This window comes from Marivirga harenae, assembly GCF_030534335.1.
Taxonomy (GTDB): domain Bacteria; phylum Bacteroidota; class Bacteroidia; order Cytophagales; family Cyclobacteriaceae; genus Marivirga; species Marivirga harenae.
Genome location: NZ_CP130565.1, coordinates 1,001,214 through 1,018,429, shown reverse-complemented (window position 1 = coordinate 1,018,429; position 17,216 = coordinate 1,001,214). Strand labels below are relative to the sequence as shown.

The 17,216-nt window shown below is 35.1% G+C and carries 17 protein-coding genes and 1 pseudogene; 10 read left to right on the top strand and 8 right to left on the bottom strand.

Annotated elements, in window-relative coordinates; all coding sequences use genetic code 11:
• Position 1 precedes the first annotated feature (1 nt).
• From Q3Y49_RS04315 to rfbB, 3 genes are all read right to left on the bottom strand, one after another.
• Positions 2-1,750: an ABC transporter ATP-binding protein gene (locus tag Q3Y49_RS04315; RefSeq protein WP_303271011.1), complete on the bottom strand. Its 1,749-nt coding sequence runs from the start codon at positions 1,748-1,750 to the stop codon at positions 2-4.
• 128 nt (positions 1,751-1,878) lie between these two features.
• Positions 1,879-2,748, bottom strand: a complete 870-nt coding sequence (gene rfbA, locus Q3Y49_RS04310) for a glucose-1-phosphate thymidylyltransferase RfbA (protein ID WP_303271010.1) — start codon at positions 2,746-2,748, stop codon at positions 1,879-1,881.
• 102 nt (positions 2,749-2,850) lie between these two features.
• Positions 2,851-3,897, bottom strand: a complete 1,047-nt coding sequence (rfbB, locus tag Q3Y49_RS04305; protein ID WP_303271009.1) for a dTDP-glucose 4,6-dehydratase — start codon at positions 3,895-3,897, stop codon at positions 2,851-2,853.
• 122 nt (positions 3,898-4,019) lie between these two features.
• Between rfbB and Q3Y49_RS04300 the strand changes: the two genes are divergently transcribed.
• On the top strand, positions 4,020-5,099 hold the full coding sequence (locus tag Q3Y49_RS04300; RefSeq protein WP_303271008.1) for a hypothetical protein: 1,080 nt from the start codon (positions 4,020-4,022) through the stop codon (positions 5,097-5,099).
• Here Q3Y49_RS04300 and rfbC read toward each other — a convergent pair.
• Positions 5,067-5,618, bottom strand: a complete 552-nt coding sequence (rfbC, locus tag Q3Y49_RS04295; protein WP_303271007.1) for a dTDP-4-dehydrorhamnose 3,5-epimerase — start codon at positions 5,616-5,618, stop codon at positions 5,067-5,069. The genes Q3Y49_RS04300 and rfbC overlap by 33 nt on opposite strands.
• Positions 5,619-5,697: 79 nt before the next feature.
• On the opposite strand from rfbC, the gene Q3Y49_RS04290 reads away from it, so the two are divergent.
• The 7 genes and pseudogenes from Q3Y49_RS04290 (at position 5,698) to Q3Y49_RS04260 (ending at position 12,094) form a co-directional block, all read left to right on the top strand.
• Positions 5,698-6,363: a heme exporter protein CcmB gene (locus Q3Y49_RS04290; RefSeq protein WP_303271006.1), complete on the top strand. Its 666-nt coding sequence runs from the start codon at positions 5,698-5,700 to the stop codon at positions 6,361-6,363.
• Positions 6,364-6,459: 96 nt separating this feature from the next.
• A pseudogene (gene ccsA / locus Q3Y49_RS04285) lies at positions 6,460-7,126 on the top strand (cytochrome c biogenesis protein CcsA).
• Complete coding sequence (locus Q3Y49_RS04280; RefSeq protein WP_303271005.1) at positions 7,113-7,367, top strand: CcmD family protein; 255 nt, start codon at positions 7,113-7,115, stop codon at positions 7,365-7,367. The pseudogene ccsA (Q3Y49_RS04285) and the gene Q3Y49_RS04280 overlap by 14 nt, the downstream one beginning before the upstream one ends.
• A 50-nt stretch (positions 7,368-7,417) precedes the next feature.
• Positions 7,418-7,819 (top strand): cytochrome c maturation protein CcmE domain-containing protein, encoded by a 402-nt coding sequence (locus Q3Y49_RS04275; protein WP_303271004.1) that lies wholly within the window; start codon positions 7,418-7,420, stop codon positions 7,817-7,819.
• Between the two features lie 16 nt (positions 7,820-7,835).
• Complete coding sequence (gene ccsA / locus Q3Y49_RS04270; RefSeq protein ID WP_303271003.1) at positions 7,836-10,367, top strand: cytochrome c biogenesis protein CcsA; 2,532 nt, start codon at positions 7,836-7,838, stop codon at positions 10,365-10,367.
• The gene (locus Q3Y49_RS04265) at positions 10,364-11,149 is read left to right on the top strand and encodes a Rossmann-like and DUF2520 domain-containing protein (RefSeq protein WP_303271002.1); all 786 of its coding nucleotides are present in this window, start codon (positions 10,364-10,366) and stop codon (positions 11,147-11,149) included. The genes ccsA (Q3Y49_RS04270) and Q3Y49_RS04265 overlap by 4 nt, the downstream gene beginning before the upstream one ends.
• A 93-nt stretch (positions 11,150-11,242) precedes the next feature.
• The gene (locus Q3Y49_RS04260) at positions 11,243-12,094 is read left to right on the top strand and encodes a geranylgeranylglycerol-phosphate geranylgeranyltransferase (RefSeq protein ID WP_303271001.1); all 852 of its coding nucleotides are present in this window, start codon (positions 11,243-11,245) and stop codon (positions 12,092-12,094) included.
• Positions 12,095-12,179: 85 nt separating this feature from the next.
• Here Q3Y49_RS04260 and Q3Y49_RS04255 read toward each other — a convergent pair whose 3' ends face one another.
• The gene (locus tag Q3Y49_RS04255) at positions 12,180-13,172 is read right to left on the bottom strand and encodes a M28 family peptidase (RefSeq protein WP_303271000.1); all 993 of its coding nucleotides are present in this window, start codon (positions 13,170-13,172) and stop codon (positions 12,180-12,182) included.
• Positions 13,173-13,537: 365 nt separating this feature from the next.
• Between Q3Y49_RS04255 and Q3Y49_RS04250 the strand changes: the two genes are divergently transcribed.
• A complete protein-coding gene (locus Q3Y49_RS04250; RefSeq protein WP_303270999.1) occupies positions 13,538-13,672 on the top strand; it encodes a hypothetical protein in 135 nt (44 codons plus the stop codon).
• A 5-nt stretch (positions 13,673-13,677) separates the two neighbouring features.
• Here the strand turns inward: Q3Y49_RS04250 and Q3Y49_RS04245 are convergent, their stop codons facing one another.
• The 3 genes from Q3Y49_RS04245 to Q3Y49_RS04235 form a co-directional block, all read right to left on the bottom strand.
• On the bottom strand, positions 13,678-14,139 hold the full coding sequence (locus Q3Y49_RS04245; protein WP_303270998.1) for a MaoC family dehydratase: 462 nt from the start codon (positions 14,137-14,139) through the stop codon (positions 13,678-13,680).
• Positions 14,140-14,192: 53 nt separating this feature from the next.
• The gene (locus Q3Y49_RS04240; RefSeq protein WP_303270997.1) at positions 14,193-14,915 is read right to left on the bottom strand and encodes an SIMPL domain-containing protein; all 723 of its coding nucleotides are present in this window, start codon (positions 14,913-14,915) and stop codon (positions 14,193-14,195) included.
• A 138-nt stretch (positions 14,916-15,053) separates the two neighbouring features.
• A complete protein-coding gene (locus Q3Y49_RS04235; protein ID WP_303270996.1) occupies positions 15,054-16,058 on the bottom strand; it encodes a hypothetical protein in 1,005 nt (334 codons plus the stop codon).
• A gap of 221 nt (positions 16,059-16,279) precedes the next feature.
• Between Q3Y49_RS04235 and Q3Y49_RS04230 the strand changes: the two genes are divergently transcribed.
• Positions 16,280-17,206, top strand: coding sequence for a M20/M25/M40 family metallo-hydrolase (locus tag Q3Y49_RS04230; RefSeq protein ID WP_303270995.1), 927 nt, complete (start codon positions 16,280-16,282; stop codon positions 17,204-17,206).
• The last annotated feature ends 10 nt before the right edge of the window (positions 17,207-17,216 follow it).

The window sequence follows — 17,216 nt, the reverse complement described above, 5'->3', positions numbered from 1 at the left end:
ATCAAATCCTTGCCTGATAGGTATAAAGGTCAAAATACCGGCCTTCTTTAGCGATAAGCTCATCATGTTGACCTCGTTCAGCAATCTCACCATCTTCTATTACAAGGATTTGGTCGGCTTGTCTGATGGTACTTAAACGGTGAGCAATTACAAAGGTGGTTTTTCCTTTCATTAATTCTTTTAAGCTAGATTGAATAAAATGCTCGCTCTCAGTATCTAGATTTGATGTGGCCTCATCTAATATTAGTATTTTAGGGTCTGCTAAAATGGCTCTGGCAATGGCGATTCTCTGCTGTTGGCCACCAGATAACTTAACACCTCTTTCGCCAATTTGAGTATCCAAGCCAGCTTCGAATTTATCGGTAAATTGATTTACATAGGCAGAATTCACAGCATTCATCAATTCAGCTTCAGTCGCATTTGGCCTTGGGAATAGAATATTTTCTCTTATGGTACCTTCGAATAGAAAATCTTCCTGTAATACTACGCCTAATTTGCTTCTATAACTTTCTAAGGTCACTTTTTGCAAATCATGTTCGTCTACAAAAACTTGACCTTCATCTGGGTTTAGAAAGGAAGAAACTAAGCCTGAGATTGTACTTTTCCCTGAGCCAGAGGTTCCTACAAAGGCGGTCACTGAACCGGGGAGGGCTTCAAAACTAATGTTTTTAACCACATCTTTTGCTTCTTCATAAGCAAAAGAAACATTCTGGAAGTGTATATGGCCTTTGATGTCTTTCAGATCAATAGTTCTGTTCGGATTATCCGTTTCCACAGGTGTATTCATTATTTCTTCTGTCCTATCCAGACCAGCAAATGCCTCAGTTAGTTGGCTTCCAATATTGCTCATCTGAACTATAGGTGCTATCATGAAACCTAAATATAGCGTGAAAGCAAGAAAGTCTCCGAAAGTCAGTTGCTCGTTCATGATCATCCAACCCCCAATACCCATTATTCCAGCAGACGCTAGGCCTAGCAGCAAAGTGGCGGAACTAGTAATCAAACTTGTTGCAGTCAAACTAGATTTAATGTTTTTGAATAAACGATCAACGCCTTCAGCAAAGACCCTGATTTCTTGTAGTTCAGCATTAAATCCTTTTATCACTCTTATGCCACCTAAGGTCTCTGTTAACCTACCTGTAACATCGGCATTTATTTTTCCTCTTTCTCTGAAAATCGGCCGAATTCTTCCAAAAGCTTTAAGGGAAATAAAGCCGAAAATAGCTACGGGAACTAACACATAAAGTGTCATCATAGGACTGATGGTAATAAGAATGACCAAGCATACTACGGAAGTTAAAATTCCTCCTACCATTTGCGCTAATCCTGTACCTACCAAGTTTCGGACTCCTTCTACATCCGTCATGATTCTAGAAACCAATTCTCCCGTTTTTGCATTATCAAAATACCGGATGGGCAGCTTTAAAATATGAGACTGAACTTTAGAGCGGAGCTGAGCAATTAGGTTTTGAGCCTCAACACTTAAGATTTGTGTAAGGGCAAAAGAAGTGACTGCTTGTACGACTATTGCTCCCACAACAGCAAAAATCAGATACTTTAGCATTTCTAAATCCCCATTGGGAACAATATCATCAACTAAAATCTTGCTGGAACCGGGAAGAACTAAAGAAGCCGCTCTACTAATTATAATCAGTACAAGACCAATCAGAATATATTTTCTTCTTGGCCAAATAATGGTTTTAAATGCCTTACCTAAAGTGGTTTTGGAGGATTGATCTTGCTTTGCCATAAGTTAAAAGGAAAGCTTCTAAGTACGGCTTAGCAATCTAAAAGTTGTTTTATGTTTAACTCTTCTAACTTAGAATGAATGCTGAAACCTGTCAGGTTTTAGTGCGATTTCAATTTTGAAAAGTAAATTTATTTTGATTGTTTAATTATTCGCATTAAATACTCACCATAACCACTTTTCACTAAAGGCTCAGCTAGTTTTTGTAATTGCGATTTATCAATAAATCCCATTCTGAAGGCAACCTCTTCTATACAGCCTATTTTCAAGCCCTGTCTTTCTTCAATTACCCTCACAAATTCTGAGGCTTGCATTAGAGATGAGAATGTCCCTGTATCCAACCAAGCGGTCCCCCTGTTTAGCACACTTACTTTTAATTTTCCTTCCTGTAGGTATTTTTTATTGATGTCAGTGATTTCCAATTCTCCCCTCGGACTTGGTTTAATGTTCTTTGCGATATCAATGACACGATTATCATAGAAATAAATACCAGGCACTGCAAAAGATGATTTCGGATTGTCAGGCTTCTCCTCTATGGAAATAGCCTTTCCTTCCTCATTGAATTCCACCACACCGTAACGTTCCGGGTCTTGAACATGATAGGCATAAACAATTCCGCCTTCAGGACTTGTATTGGATTGCAGCAAAGTGGACATTCCCGATCCATAAAAAATATTATCACCTAAAATGAGGGCTACATCATCATTACCAACAAAATCTTCTCCTATGATAAAAGCCTGTGCAAGGCCTTCGGGTTTTTCCTGAACCGCATACTCAAAATTGCAACCAAGCTGACTACCGTCTCCTAATAACTGTTTGAAAAGCCCCGTGTGCTCTGGTGTAGAAATGATTAAAATATCTTTGATCCCTGCCAGCATTAGAGTGGAAAGTGGATAATAAATCATGGGCTTGTCATAAACCGGCATAAGTTGCTTACTCAACGCAATGGTTAATGGGTGTAATCTTGTTCCTGATCCTCCTGCTAATATTATTCCTTTCATAATTAAGATTTATAGATGTAAGAACCTAAATCCTTGACTGGCTCTGTATTTACCTAAATTCTAATTTCTATTCTTGATTCTAGTGCCTAGGTTCTAGTCTCTCTATTTATACATTTCATCGTAATACTGCTGATAAGCACCTGAAGTCACATTTGTTAGCCACTCTTCATTTTGTAAGTACCAATCGATAGTCTTGGAAATCCCTTCCTCAAATTGGAGGCTCGGCTTCCAGCCTAATTCATTCATTATTTTGTTGGCGTCAATGGCATATCTTAAGTCATGCCCTGCCCTGTCTTTCACATAGGTAATTAGTTTTTCAGAAGTTCCTGCTTCTCTACCTAGCTTTTCGTCCATGGTCTTGCAAATAACCTTGATCAAATCTAGATTTTTCCATTCGTTAAAACCACCTATATTATAAGTCTCTTTGTTTTTTCCATTATGATAAACCAAATCAATTGCCTTTGCATGGTCTATTACATAAAGCCAATCTCTGATATTTTCTCCTTTTCCGTAAACAGGTAGTGGCTTGTTATTCCTGATATTATTGATAAAAAGAGGTATTAATTTTTCGGGAAATTGGTTGGGACCGTAATTGTTAGAGCAATTGCTAATCACTATAGGCAATCCATAAGTATTAGCGTAAGCCCTTACAAAATGATCTGATCCAGCTTTTGAGGCAGAATATGGTGACTGCGGGTCATAAGAAGTTTCTTCAGTGAAAAAGCCTCCATCATCAACAGAACCATAAACCTCATCAGTGGAAACATGGTAAAAGCGTTTTCCCTCAAAACTATCCTTCCAACTCTCTTTGGCTGCATTTAGCAGAGTCACAGTTCCAAATATATTAGTCCTCAAAAACTCCAGTGGATTGCTAATGGATCTGTCAACGTGCGATTCTGCTGCCAAATGGATGACGCCATCAAAGTCATATCTTTCAAATAGTTTGAAAATAAAACTCTCATCCGTTATGTCTCCTTTCTCAAAAACATAATTAGGTTTATCTTCTAGATCTTTTAAGTTTTCTAGATTACCTGCATAAGTCAGAGCATCCAGATTGATAATTTTATAATCTGGATATTGGTTCAGAAATAAACGAACAACATGAGAGCCAATGAATCCAGCTCCCCCTGTAATTAAGATAGTTTTCACTGTTTTAAGGTTTATATATAAATCCAAAAATAAAGATTGTCTGACAGAATAAAGGATTCATTACAAAATTTATTTCAATAGTATCCAAAACTTCCGTTTATTTGTAAAAATTTTTAATAAAAATGTCAGAAGCAGATCAAAAACCAAAAAATACGAATAGTTCAGATGAAATTGATTTGAGAGAATTATTTTCAGCCATTGGCAATTTTTTCAAAAGTATTTTCTTCAATATTATTCTTTTTATTGTAGCGATTAAAAATGCTATTGTTGGAAATATCAAGCTGATAGTAATTTTAGGCGTTTTAGGTGGGGTAGGTGGGATTGCAGTTCATTTTACCACTCCTGATGTATATAAAAGTTCTATTTTACTAAAATCCTCTTACTTAAGTGGCCGATTAATGGAAAGCTCAATTGAAAAATTGGACTTGTTAACTGAAGAGGAGAACCACAAGCAATTAGCTAAAGTACTAAAGATTGATACCGTTACTGCGAATAATATCATTGGTTTTTCTTACGAGCCTTTTGTTTCTGAGAATGAAGTAATTGAATTAGAGATATTTAAAGAGCAGTTGAGAGGTGAAATTGAGGATGAAGAAGTGATCAATCGTTTTGTAGAAAGGTTGAGCATGGATAATAAGTCTACCTATAGAATTTTTGTGGAGGTTTTAGACAGAAATCTGATTAATGACTTAGAGGCGCCATTATTGAACTATTTCAGGAATAATCCCTATGTTTCAAAAAGGCTTCAAATTCAAGAGGATAACTTAAAGCTTGAAGCTCAGAATCTTGAAGAAGAATTAAGTGAATTAGATAGTTTAAAGGAAATTCTTTTCAAAAACTTTAGAATGGTAGGTGAACGAGATAGAGATGGATCAAATAATGTGATTTTAGCAGATGAACAAACTACAAATCCTATTTCGGTATTCAATGAATCTAGAAGAGCATATGAAAAGAAGCTTGAAATTCAAAGAGAATTATTTTTGCAGCCTCAATTTGAATTAATTGATGGCTTTACGGTTTATTCTCAACCCGCGAGCTTAGGGCTTTTGGCGTTAGGTTTTTATGGAGGATTAACTGGTCTTAGTATAGCTGCTTTAATTATAGCTATTAGTTTATTTCTGCAATATCTAGAAAAAATTGAAAGAAAAACTAGAGAAGCTAAAGAAGGATTAAAAAAGAAAGTCGAAGCTAGAAAAAGTTAAGTTTTTCTGATCCTTATTAGAAATAATTCTTTTTTCAGGTTCAATTTTCCAATCAATATTCAAGGAGGCGTCATTGTAAATGATGCCTCTTTCATTTTCAGGGCTGTAATAATTATCACATTTGTAGAAGAATTCTGCTTCCTTACTTAGAACGGCAATTCCATGTGCAAAACCTCTTGGAATGAATAACTGCTGTTTATTTTCTGCAGAAAGATGAATAGAAAAGGATTTTCCGAAGGTTGGCTGATCTTTTCGTAAATCAACGACTACATCTAATACTTCACCTTTTAAAACTCTAACCAGTTTTGCCTGGGCCATTGGTGGTACTTGTAAATGTAATCCTCTAATAACACCATAAACGGAACGAGATTGATTGTCCTGGACGAATTCACATTGAATCCCTGTAGAATCCTCAAATTTCTTTTGATGAAAACTTTCAAAAAAATAGCCTCTTGAATCTTCAAAAACACTAGGCTTAATTATAAACAAACCATCAAATTCAGTTGGTGTAATATTCATGCTCAAGTTTTTCTGCAAATTAAGCACAACATTCCATTTTTACCATGTCTTATTAGTCTTTATATATTAAATTTGCACCGTGATAAAGCAAGTGATATCTATTTTGGAAAAAGAAGTAAAATTAGAATGGCGGAATAAAACGGCATTCAACGGAATTTTGCTCTATTTGGTCAGCACCATTTTCATTTGTTACTTAAGCTTTAATTTGAAAAGAGGGCAGATGCAGATAGACACCTGGAATGCTCTCTTTTGGATTATCATTGTTTTTGCCAATATCAATGGAGTAGCGAAAAGCTTTTTGCAAGAGGGAGAAGGTAGGATGTTGTATTATTATACGCTGTGTAAACCGCATATCATTTTAAGTGGTAAACTGATTTTTAATGTATTGCTTTCTATTTTAATTGCCTTACTGGGCTTTCTTGTTTATGCTGTTATAATAGGAAACCCTGTTAATAATTATACTTATTTTCTCCTAACTATACTTTTTGCATCGATTGGATTCTCGGGAGTGTTGACGCTGGTTTCGGGAATTGTTTCTAAAGCCAATAGTAGTACAGCACTAATGGCGGTGCTGAGTTTTCCAATTTTATTGCCCATTTTACTGATGTCGGTCAGGCTTTCTAAAAATGCAATAGATGGGATCAACATTAGCGTAATGAATGACAAACTGTTTACTTTAATATCCGTAGATGCAATTGTCATTACTACGGCATATATATTATTTCCTTTTATCTGGAGAAATTAAATAGAGCCTATTAGGCAAATACAAGAGATGAACTTATCTCTGTTTGAAAATGAGTATCAAATAAGTAAGTGTTTGTGAAATTTATTATTATTCTAAATGAGAAAAATTTGGTGGAAAATTATAGGGGTTGCGCTGGTGTTTTATACACTCATTGCAGGATTATTGATTGAAGCGCCTAGGTTAGCTATTTTAAATGAAACAATCCGTGCCATGCATTTCCATGTGCCTATGTGGTTTGGTATGGTGATTATGTTGACTGCTTCAGTTGTTTTTTCCATCAGATATTTAAGAACAGGCAATCTAAAATATGATACTTACGCCATTGAGTTAGTAAACACCTCCATTCTTTTTGGAATATTAGGCTTGGCAACAGGAATGATTTGGGCGAACTACACTTGGGGGGCTTCCATGGAGTGGAGACCCTAAGCAAAATGCTTCTGCGATCGGGATGTTGATTTATTTTGCATATATCCTTTTACGAAATTCAATAACTGATCCGCAACAAAAAGCTAAAATCGGTGCAGTTTACAATATCTTCGCTTATGCTACTTTAATTCCATTATTATTCATTTTACCAAGACTGACTGATTCTTTACATCCAGGAAATGGAGGTAATCCAGGTTTCAATGCTTATGAATTAGATGGCAGATTAAGAATGGTCTTTTACCCTGCGGTAATTGGGTGGACTTTATTGGGAGTTTGGTTAACGGAATTAAGAATTAGATTATCATTTATTAAATCAAAGATTGATGAAGAAGATTAAGTATTTATTAGTTTTTTCTTTACTGATGATCAGCTTGGGGCTTTCTGCTCAGAAAACTGAAATAGTGGAAGAGGACTACACAAACGATAGAATTGAAATGGCAGATGCCATGAGAGCGGATGGTAAGATTTATGTATTAGTTGCTATTATTGTCACACTTTTTGTTGGCTTTATGCTTTACGCGGTAATGACCGAACGAAAAGTAAAAAAAATAGAAAAATCCTTAAAAGAGAGGGAATAAAGAATTTTTTGGATAGTACCTTTGTTCCAATCTGAAAATAAATTATAGTTATGAAGAGATCGTATATTTTCGGCATTATTGTAATTGCAGCAGCAATTATGATGATTGTTTCCACTGCAGGTGATGCCAGTTCTTATGTTTCGTTTAAAGATGCGCATGATATGGCATTGGAGGGAAACGATACAAAAATTCATGTGGTAGGTGAATTGAAGAAGAGTGAGAAAGGAGAAATTATTGGTTTAAACCCATCTGATGACAAACTATCTTTCACCTTTATGATGGTAGATGAAAATGGTATAGAACAAGAAGTTTTTTACAACGAGCCTATGCCAGCGGATTTTAAGCGCTCAGAGCAGGTAGTGGTAATTGGTTCATTCCAAAAAGGGACTTTCATAGCAGATAAGATTTTAATGAAGTGCCCATCAAAATATCAAGAAGAAACTGTTATTTAATTTGATTTCATAAAATATGATACATACTACAATAGGTGACATTGGTCACCTTTTTGTTATAATAAGCTTTGTAGCTGCCCTCATTTCTATATTCAATTTCTACAAAGCAGAAAAAAGTCCATTGCCGGAGATACAAAAAGGCTGGTTGAAAAATGGGCAAATCACTTATGTGATACATGGTTTAGCGGTATTCGGCATTGTCATCACGCTATTCACCATCATTTCTAATCATTATTATGAATATTTTTATGCATGGAGTCACTCATCGAAAGTGCTTCCCGTAGAATATATCATTTCCTCTTTCTGGGAAGGTCAGGAAGGTAGTTTCTTACTTTGGTCGTTCTGGAATGTTCTTTTGGGGTTTGTTATATTATTGACTAATAAAAAATGGGCGCCATCCGTTATGGTAAGTTTTTCTGTGGTTCAAGCATTCCTTGCGTCTATGATTTTAGGGGTTGTTATTGGAGACCTGAAAATCGGTAGCTCTCCCTTTATTTTGCTAAGAGATGCAATGGACGCACCAATTTTCAATATAAATCCAAATTATGTTCCGGAAGATGGAACTGGCTTGAATCCATTATTACAGAATTATTGGATGGTGATCCACCCACCAGTATTGTTTCTAGGGTATGCTACCACTTTAATTCCCTTTGCTTATGCCATTGCGGGTTTATGGAAGAAAGATTTTAAAGGTTGGGTTCGACCTGCTTTACCTTGGGCATTATTCTCTGCAGCAATTCTAGGCGTAGGGATTCTGATGGGCGGCTACTGGGCTTATGAAACTTTAAACTTTGAAGGCTTTTGGAACTGGGATCCGGTTGAAAATGCTTCTTTAGTACCTTGGCTTGTTTTAGTGGCGAGTATCCACACGATGATTACTTATAAGAAAAGCGAAACAGCATTGAAAGCTTCTATCATTTTGGTGCTTTCTGTCTTTTTAATGGTATTGTACGCTACATTTATGGTAAGAAGTGGGGTATTGGGAGAATCGTCTGTTCATTCATTTACTGATTTAGGGCTTTCAGGCCAATTGCTTCTTTACTTGCTAAGCTTTTTAATAATTTCAATTGTTTTAGCAATAGTTCGCTGGAAACACATTCCTTCAACTGAGAAAGAAGTTTCAACCTATTCTAGAGAGTTTTGGATTTTCATGGGTGCTACTTTACTTTGTTTGATGGGCTTTCAGATCTTATTGCCCACCTCAATTCCAGTGTATAATTCTATTATTCAATCGTTCGGAGGAATTTCGAATTTAGCTCCTCCAGCAGATCAAGTAGAGTTCTATACGAAATGGCAGATGTGGTTTGCTGTAGGTCTAGCTATATTGTCGGGAACGGGTCAGTTCTTCTGGTGGCAAAAGATGAAAAAATCGGAAGTGAAGGACTCACTTTTGATGCCAATCTTGATCACTTTGGCCATTTCTGCATTAATTATAGTACTAGCCGGGATGACCAATATTCCCTATATTTTATTAGTTATAGCATCTGTCTACACGATTACTGCAAATGCTAAAATTTTCATTAAAATTGTAAAGAACAATTATAAATTATCTGGGGGTGCTATTGCTCATATGGGACTGGGGATGATGTTGTTGGGGATTTTGTTTTCGACTGGTTACTCTAGAACAATTTCTTTGAATGAAACAGGATTATTATTAACTAATTCTGAAGAGGTAGAAGATAACTTCAATCAAGAAAACATACCACTTTTCATTAATGACCCTCAAACGATGGGAGAATACACTCTCACATATAAGGGCCGGTTCTACGAAACTTATGATGGGGGATATGTGAAAGCTTCTTATTTGGAAGATACTCAAAATGAAAATGATAAAATCGTTAAAAGAGATATCAAAAGAGAAGACGAAAGTTTGACTAAGGGAGATACTCTAAAGGTCTATGGCGCTAATCATTATTATAAAGTAGATTACCTTCATGCTGATGGAGAAAAGTTCTCTCTTTTTCCCAGAGCTCAAATCAATGCTGATATGGGTGGGCTGATTTCCTCTCCCGATATCAGAAGAAAATTTACAAAAGATTTATATACTCACGTTTCGTCAGTTCCTGATCCTACTCAAGAGATTGAATGGTCGGAACCCAAGGAAATGGACGTTACTTTTGGAGAGAAATTCTTCCTCAATGATTTCGTTACCGTTTTAGAGGAAGTAAAAAGGGTGGACGAAATTGAAGGAGAGAAACTAAAGGGAAATGACTTAGCCGTAAGGGCAACGGTCAAAGTTTATGGAGATGGAGAAGACTATATCTTAAATCCCTATTATTTAATTAGAGATAATATGGCTGGAAGAATTCCAGATGAAAACCGAGAAATTGGTATAAAACTTAATATTGAGAGTATAAAGCCTGAATCCAATACATTTACTCTTTCAGTCCGCACGACTCAAAAGGATTATGTAATTCTAAAAGCGCTGGAAAAACCTTTCATTAACTTACTATGGATTGGTACTTTAGTGCTGACTATTGGTTTCGGAATGGCAATCTTTAGAAGATATTCTGAATTTTATAAAATGAAGCGTAAAGGCCTGGAGTGAAAAATGTAGCTTATCATATCAGTTTCATAGGAGCAGGCAATGTAGCTTGGCATTTGGCACCTGCTTTAGAGAACGTTGGACACTTTGTTAAGGAGGTTTATACTCCAAATGGAAAATCAGCAAAGAAATTGGTAGGGAATTTATACGATGCGGTGGTGAAATCTGATTTAGATTTTAAGGACAGTCCTTCTCAAATCTTCATCTTGGCTGTTCCAGACGATGCAATTAAAAGTATTGCTCAAGAGATTATTTTGCCTGAACAGAGCTTGATGGTTCATACTTCAGGAAGTAAGGGATTAGATGTTTTAGAGTATTCCTCTGCAGCGGCATCTGGTGTTTTTTATCCACTTCAAACCTTTTCCAAAAATAAAAAGCTCGATTTCGAACAAGTTCCATTCCTAGTGGAAAGTGAAAATAATGAGGCTTTAAAAATATTAAAAAGTCTTGCAAGATCCTTAAGTAAAAATACGCAGATAGTCTCGACCGCTCAGCGGAAGCAAATGCATTTAGCAGCAGTGTTTGCATGTAATTTCACTAATCACATGCTAAGTATTTCTGAAAAAATCATGAGTAACGCTCAACTGGATTTTTCTTTGCTCCATCCCTTAGTATCTGAAACTATAGATAAGGCCCTCAAACATTCACCTAATTCTGTTCAGACAGGTCCTGCTAAACGCGGTGATTTGGAAACCTTAGACAAGCACATGGAAATGCTAGGAAAGGATGAAACGGTGCAAGAAATTTATAGATTAATTAGCCAGAGTATTTTGGATAAGGAGTAATTTCTGAAAAATAAAACTTCACGAATTAGGACAATCGCACTTCTTTAGTGAAATTTAAAAAGTAAATCAGGTAACTTCAAAATGACACAGCAATTGCCAAAGAATTTCTCTTTTCCGGGTTTTGTAAAGTTGATTCGTGTCCAGAATTTGCTGATTATTGTATTGACTCAGTACCTCACTGCACTTTATTTGTTGCAAGGAATCCATATTCTTGATCTTGAGTTATTTCTTCTAAGCTTCAGCACGGTATTATTGGCGGCAGCTGGATATATTATCAATGATTACTATGACGTAAAAATTGATTATATCAATAAACCAGAAAAGGTAATTGTTGGAAAAGTTTTAAAAAGGAGAGTTGTTTTATTCTGGCACACCTTTTTAAATTTTACGGCCATAATTATCGGTACATTTTTAGATTGGAAAATCGGAGCTATACATTTTGCCTCTGCTTTTATGCTCTGGTTATATTCGAACCAATTGAAAAGACTACCATTTATAGGGAATTTTATAGTAGCATTGCTCACAGGTTTATCCATCTCAATTATTACCTTATACTTTGGTCAAAAACCAATCCTGGTTCATACTTACGCGCTTTTTGCATTTGCTATAAGCCTTATTAGGGAGATTGTGAAAGACATGGAAGACTGGCAAGGAGATGCTAATTTTGGGTGTAAAACATTGCCTATAATTTGGGGTATTCGTAAAACAAAACTCCTGCTTTACGTTCTAATTTCTCTTTTTTACTTTCTTATATTTTACATGACTCAATTCCTTGAGAATGATATCTTATATTTTTATTTCTCTGGCTTAACACTTTTTGTAATTTATTTTATCCATAGATTACGCTTGGCTGATACCATTAAACATTATCATTTTTTAAGCACTTTTTGTAAAGTAATAATGCTAAGCGGGATATTGAGTATGCTGTTTTTCGGCCCTAATTGATACTCTGTACCTTTGGAGTATTTTCTATTTAGTAAATTTCCTCAATTAGTTTCTTAAGCAAAAAAAATGATGCTCTTTGTTTCAATTATTCTTCATAAATGACCTGTAATAGCGTTTGTCCTACCGCTTTCAGTGTTTCTTGTGATATGATATCCATATTGTCATTGTGTGTATGATGGAAATCCGGAAAGAAATCTCCCGAAGTAGGGTCGTGAGCGATAATATCAATCATAGGAATTTTTCCTATTTCATTAACAAAATAATGGTCGTCTGTAATTGAGGCGACTTGCTTATTAATGAAAAATCGACCGTAACCAATTTGATCAGCGGTGTTCCAAACTTTTTCTACTATGCTCGGTGCGTATTTCATAGAGTAGCCTTCTTTATGGAACTGAGCATTACTTGCTCCCACCATGTCAAGCAAAACACCATAGTATGCTGAATATCCCGGTATATGTTTATTTTTACTCCAGTATTGAGAGCCTAAACACCACCAGATTTCGGAGGGGTTTCTTGCAGATAATCCTTGTGGCTCACCATTATCTTCTCCGTCAAAGAAAATCACATCTATTCCAACATTGGGCTTATTCTTTGCATTTTGTATTGCATTAACTATCTCTAGAATAACACCAACTCCACTAGCGCCATCATTAGCGCCATCAATGGGTTCCTCTTTTCTCTCGTTGTCCTTGTCTGCAATTTTCCGAGTATCCCAATGCGCGGCCAGGAGTATTCGCTTCTTTTTTTCTGGTTGGATAGATGCAATGATATTGGTTAAATCCCAAACTTCACCTTCATAGGTTTCTGCTTCAAACTTTTGAGTTTTGACGGTCGCTCCAAAAGTTTCTAACTGGCTTATTAAATACTGTTCTGTTTCTGCATGTGGTTTGGTGCCGGGAACTCTAGGGCCAAAATCCACTTGTGTCTGCACAAACTGGTAAGCATTCCCAGCATTAAATACAGGAACTTGTAAATCCTTCTTTTCACGATCTTCAGAAATACTTTCCTTTTTTTCTTTAGAAGAATCGCAAGAGATTAAAAAAAACACAATAAATATGACTGGAATTAAGTTTTTCATGTAGAGTTTTTTTTCAAAAATACAGATAATGAACGTAATGAGTTAAAAATTTATAGCAAAACTTACTATTGAGTATTATATCACAATTAAATAACTAAGTGTTTGATGTATTATTTTGCTCACAAATGTAAACTTTAATCAGACTGCTACAGTTAAAATATGAATCTTACAGTTAAAAATAGGCTGGTGAAAATATTGATCTCTAGTTTCTTGCTCTTTATTGTGAAAAATTAGTGGTTTGTCGATTAAAGACTCTTGTGACTATTATTTTTAGAAAGAAGTAACAAATCAGCCAATCGGTATTTTTTATCAATTATTATCAACTTAAATTTGTGACATCATTCATTCTTAAAAAAAGAACATTTATGAAAAAGTCTTTAAAATTATTCGCAGCAATATCAGGTTTAATACTTTTTGCTTCTGCATGTGCGCAAAGAACATGTCCCACTTATTCTTACGAAGAAGTAGAAAAGGAAAGTTCTATTGAAGCAACAGTATAATTTGCTTAGTTAAAATGATATAGGAATATCAAGGATGCGTTATAAGCAGGTTTTTTCTCGTCCTTAATTTCCATAACAATATCAATTTGAGCTTTGCTTACCCCTCTTAAATCTACTATAGAATTTAATCTAGCTTTTAATCGTACAGAGGAACCAACTTTAACGGCTTGATTGAATTTCATTTTCTCAATTCCATAGTTGATCATCATCTTTAGGTTTGTAACATTTGCAATTTGTTCCCATAAATAGGGAGCTAATGACAATGTTAAATACCCATGGGCAATAGTGCCACCAAAAGCACTTTTTGCAGCCCTTTTCTCGTCCAAATGAATCCACTGGTGGTCAAGTGTAGCATCTGCAAACTGATTGACTTGTTTTTGATCAATTGTATGCCAATCCGATACACCTAACTCTTGGCCTTCATAAGCTTTAAATTCTTCGAAACTGCTGATTTCTATTGGTTGCATAGTATATAATGATGTTTTAATATCAGTTTGCAATATAAAAGCTTATTTACAATTTATTGAATGGAAAAGACAATATGTACTTCTGCTTTTAATTTGATCTCCTTAAAATCTAAATCTGATTCCATTGAAGCAGTTTCATCTGCCGATGTTGACATCATTCTGTTATTTTGATAGGATTTATAATAAATGGGCTGGAAATTTTGCTGATTTTCATTCAATTCTATTACCTTACCTACTTTCTCATCCAAGGGTTTCAATAAAGCTTCGGCTTTAGCTTTGGCATTTTTCACTGCTTCTACCTGTAATTCTTGATTTAGGTCTTGAAGACGTGAGTGGGTGTATTGACTGACTCTTACGTACTCAATTGACTTTGGATCAATTTTGGAAAGGATAAGGTTTAATTTTTTGGTATCCGACAATTTTAATTGAAATTGCTTTCTTGCCATGAAGTCTTTGTTTTCATTCTTTTTATTCCAGCTGTAATTATAGCCATAGACATTTTCAACTGTCAAGTTTTTCTTATCTACCCCAGCTTTTTCAACGGCATTTATTAATTGATTTTCCAATTCACTGATTTCGAATTTGCTGCCTGTTTTTAACTGATATTCTTTGAGTGAAATGGTGAAATAGATGATATCTGGGAGGATTTCCTTTTCTGCAACCCCTGTAACTGAAATAGTTCTGATGTTTTTATTTACTAATTTCTCTTGAGCTTGTAATTCCGAAGCTGCAAGAATGATTGTTATGACGATAATAAATAAACTTAGCTTTTTCATGTTTTATATTGGTTAAGTTTTCTAAAGATAAACAAGCATTATCAAATGTTGTGCATTGTTTATCTTGTCTATTTCTAAACTGTTTAAAATCTATCAAAAGTAGCCTGACTGGAATAGGCTCAACATTCAATTGATTATCTACCTTTCTAGTTTAGATTTAAGGTTTTCAATATGATTTATGAGTGCTTCTTGCCAATTTTTTCCTGCATCCCAGGTATCTCCTAAATATATGTCTTTTGTATAAAGCTGTTGAATATAATATTTTTGAACATGCTCTTCAATTCCATATTTCATCACTTTAGCATTTTCACCTTTTCTTTCAGATATTAAAATTGTTTCTTCATCTGACAAATTATAGCCTAACATTCTTCTAAGACTTTCACCATTATTTTGCAGTTTTTTCAAAACCATCAAATACCCTTCACTAATCATTTCTTCTACGGTCATATTGGGTTCTACCAAGCCGTATTTAAATGGGTAATGTTCACTCATAATCGAATCCAATTCCGCATTGGCTTTATCTACATCTATATTAAGCATAATATTAGATTCAAATTTCGGCACTGCCAATTTATCTATTCTTATATCAGGATTGAAATTTGCTACTCTTCTCGATTTAATTACGTTGGTTCTCTTGAATGTTTCTGGGATATCAATAATTAGAAAATTTTCTCTTTCCAGGTCTGACTTATTCACCAAGGTCTGTAATGTAGAACCTAAATCTTTTAAGTTAGGAGCTTGTATATGAAAGGCGTTCATTCCATTTTGAAAGAAACCGCCTGATTCGGGTATTTTCGATGCATAAAGCTCAAATCCGTTATCAGTCTGGTGAATTATTAGCATATTTTCAATGCTCCTTTTGGTAATATCAGAATAGAAGGCCGTTGTAGCATCTTCCCCTGACATGATATCAGATAAAGAATAATAGGCTACTGCGTCTATTCCAATCTGGATGAAACTATTATGGATTTTTTGCGCTTCTTCTTCCCATTTTAAGGAATTTACATTCATAAAAACTGCGGCTCTTCTACTGAGGAGATCTTCAGGTAAGTCATTGGTTTTACTAAAAAATGGAAAGTCGTCCTGTCCAAAACCATTAAAACTAATCAAAATCAATAAAATAGAGATTATATGTTTTTTCATAAAAGTACATAATATGTAGTGGCTGAATAAGTCAGATGCAAAATATAAACCCTGAAAATCAATAAGTTATATTTAGTTCTAGGGTAAAAGTTTAATTATCCCCTTTTAAAATTAGAGGAAAATTAAAGATTTTTGAATAATCGGCTGAATCTTAACGTCATTATCTATAAATTTATTCTTTATCTCTGTAAATTCAACAACATAAAAGTATACTTGTCCTAATGAAGTCTTTAAAGCATTGCCTCGTTCTCCTGTCCCTTTTAATTGCTCAGCAAGGCTTTGCACAAAAGGACTCAATTGCTGTTTTTCCTGATTCTGCCAAAGTAATGGAGGATTTGTTTTTTCTGGCTTCTGATTCACTTCAGGGACGGAAGACCAATAGTCAAGGCAATAAAATAGCCAGAAATTTTATAATAAAGAGACTGCAAAAAGTGGGGGTGTCAGCTTATGTGCAGGATTACACTCAGCCTTTTGCGTTTGGTAAGGATAGCATTCCTGCTGTGAATATCTTGGGTTTCATCGAAGGCTTTTCTGGTAAAAATTATATCGTGATTTCGGCACATTACGATCATGTTGGGATGGAAGATAGTACTAAAATATATAATGGTGCCGATGATAATGCCAGTGGAGTGGTCACACTATTGGCTCTAGCTAAGTATTTCAGAGAAAATCAACCTGAGAATAACTTGCTTTTTGCCTTTTTTGATGCAGAAGAAATGGGTTTGCAAGGGGCAAAGCATTTTATGCAATCAGTCGTGATGGACACCAGTCGAATAAAAATGAATATTAATTTAGATATGGTGAGTCGTGGAGATAAAAATGAAATATATGCTGTAGGAACTTATTTCACACCCTATTTAAAGCCCTTATTAAATGAAGCATCAAAGGATAAAAGTATTAAACTGTTATTCGGAAGGGATATTCCCAAGAAAAAGCCATATTGGGTCAATGCCTCAGACCATGCCCCTTTCCATCAGGCAGAAATACCTTTTATATATTTTGGCGTAGATGATCATCCTGATTATCACAAAATCACTGATACTGCAGATAAAGTTAATCCAGATTTCTATTTGGAAGCCATTCGACTGATTAAAGATGCAATCGAGATTTTTGATGCTAATTTGGACGAGATTGTTTATGGGAAATAATGTTTAGAGG

Excerpts from the sequence above, each read along its gene's own strand:
- rfbA (WP_303271010.1), bottom strand. The coding sequence starts at position 2,748 with ATGAAAGGAATAATATTAGCAGGAGGATCAGGAACAAGATTACACCCA.
- Q3Y49_RS04275 (WP_303271004.1), top strand. The coding sequence starts at position 7,418 with ATGAAGAGATCGTATATTTTCGGCATTATTGTAATTGCAGCAGCAATT.
- Q3Y49_RS04280 (WP_303271005.1), top strand. The coding sequence starts at position 7,113 with ATGAAGAAGATTAAGTATTTATTAGTTTTTTCTTTACTGATGATCAGC.
- ccsA (WP_303271003.1), top strand. The coding sequence starts at position 7,836 with ATGATACATACTACAATAGGTGACATTGGTCACCTTTTTGTTATAATA.
- Q3Y49_RS04300 (WP_303271008.1), top strand. The coding sequence starts at position 4,020 with ATGTCAGAAGCAGATCAAAAACCAAAAAATACGAATAGTTCAGATGAA.
- Q3Y49_RS04245 (WP_303270998.1), bottom strand. The coding sequence starts at position 14,139 with ATGCAACCAATAGAAATCAGCAGTTTCGAAGAATTTAAAGCTTATGAA.
- Q3Y49_RS04240 (WP_303270997.1), bottom strand. The coding sequence starts at position 14,915 with ATGAAAAAGCTAAGTTTATTTATTATCGTCATAACAATCATTCTTGCA.
- rfbC (WP_303271007.1), bottom strand. The coding sequence starts at position 5,618 with ATGAATATTACACCAACTGAATTTGATGGTTTGTTTATAATTAAGCCT.
- Q3Y49_RS04250 (WP_303270999.1), top strand. The coding sequence starts at position 13,538 with ATGAAAAAGTCTTTAAAATTATTCGCAGCAATATCAGGTTTAATACTT.
- Q3Y49_RS04230 (WP_303270995.1), top strand. The coding sequence starts at position 16,280 with ATGAAGTCTTTAAAGCATTGCCTCGTTCTCCTGTCCCTTTTAATTGCT.
- Q3Y49_RS04315 (WP_303271011.1), bottom strand. The coding sequence starts at position 1,750 with ATGGCAAAGCAAGATCAATCCTCCAAAACCACTTTAGGTAAGGCATTT.
- Q3Y49_RS04255 (WP_303271000.1), bottom strand. The coding sequence starts at position 13,172 with ATGAAAAACTTAATTCCAGTCATATTTATTGTGTTTTTTTTAATCTCT.
- Q3Y49_RS04235 (WP_303270996.1), bottom strand. The coding sequence starts at position 16,058 with ATGAAAAAACATATAATCTCTATTTTATTGATTTTGATTAGTTTTAAT.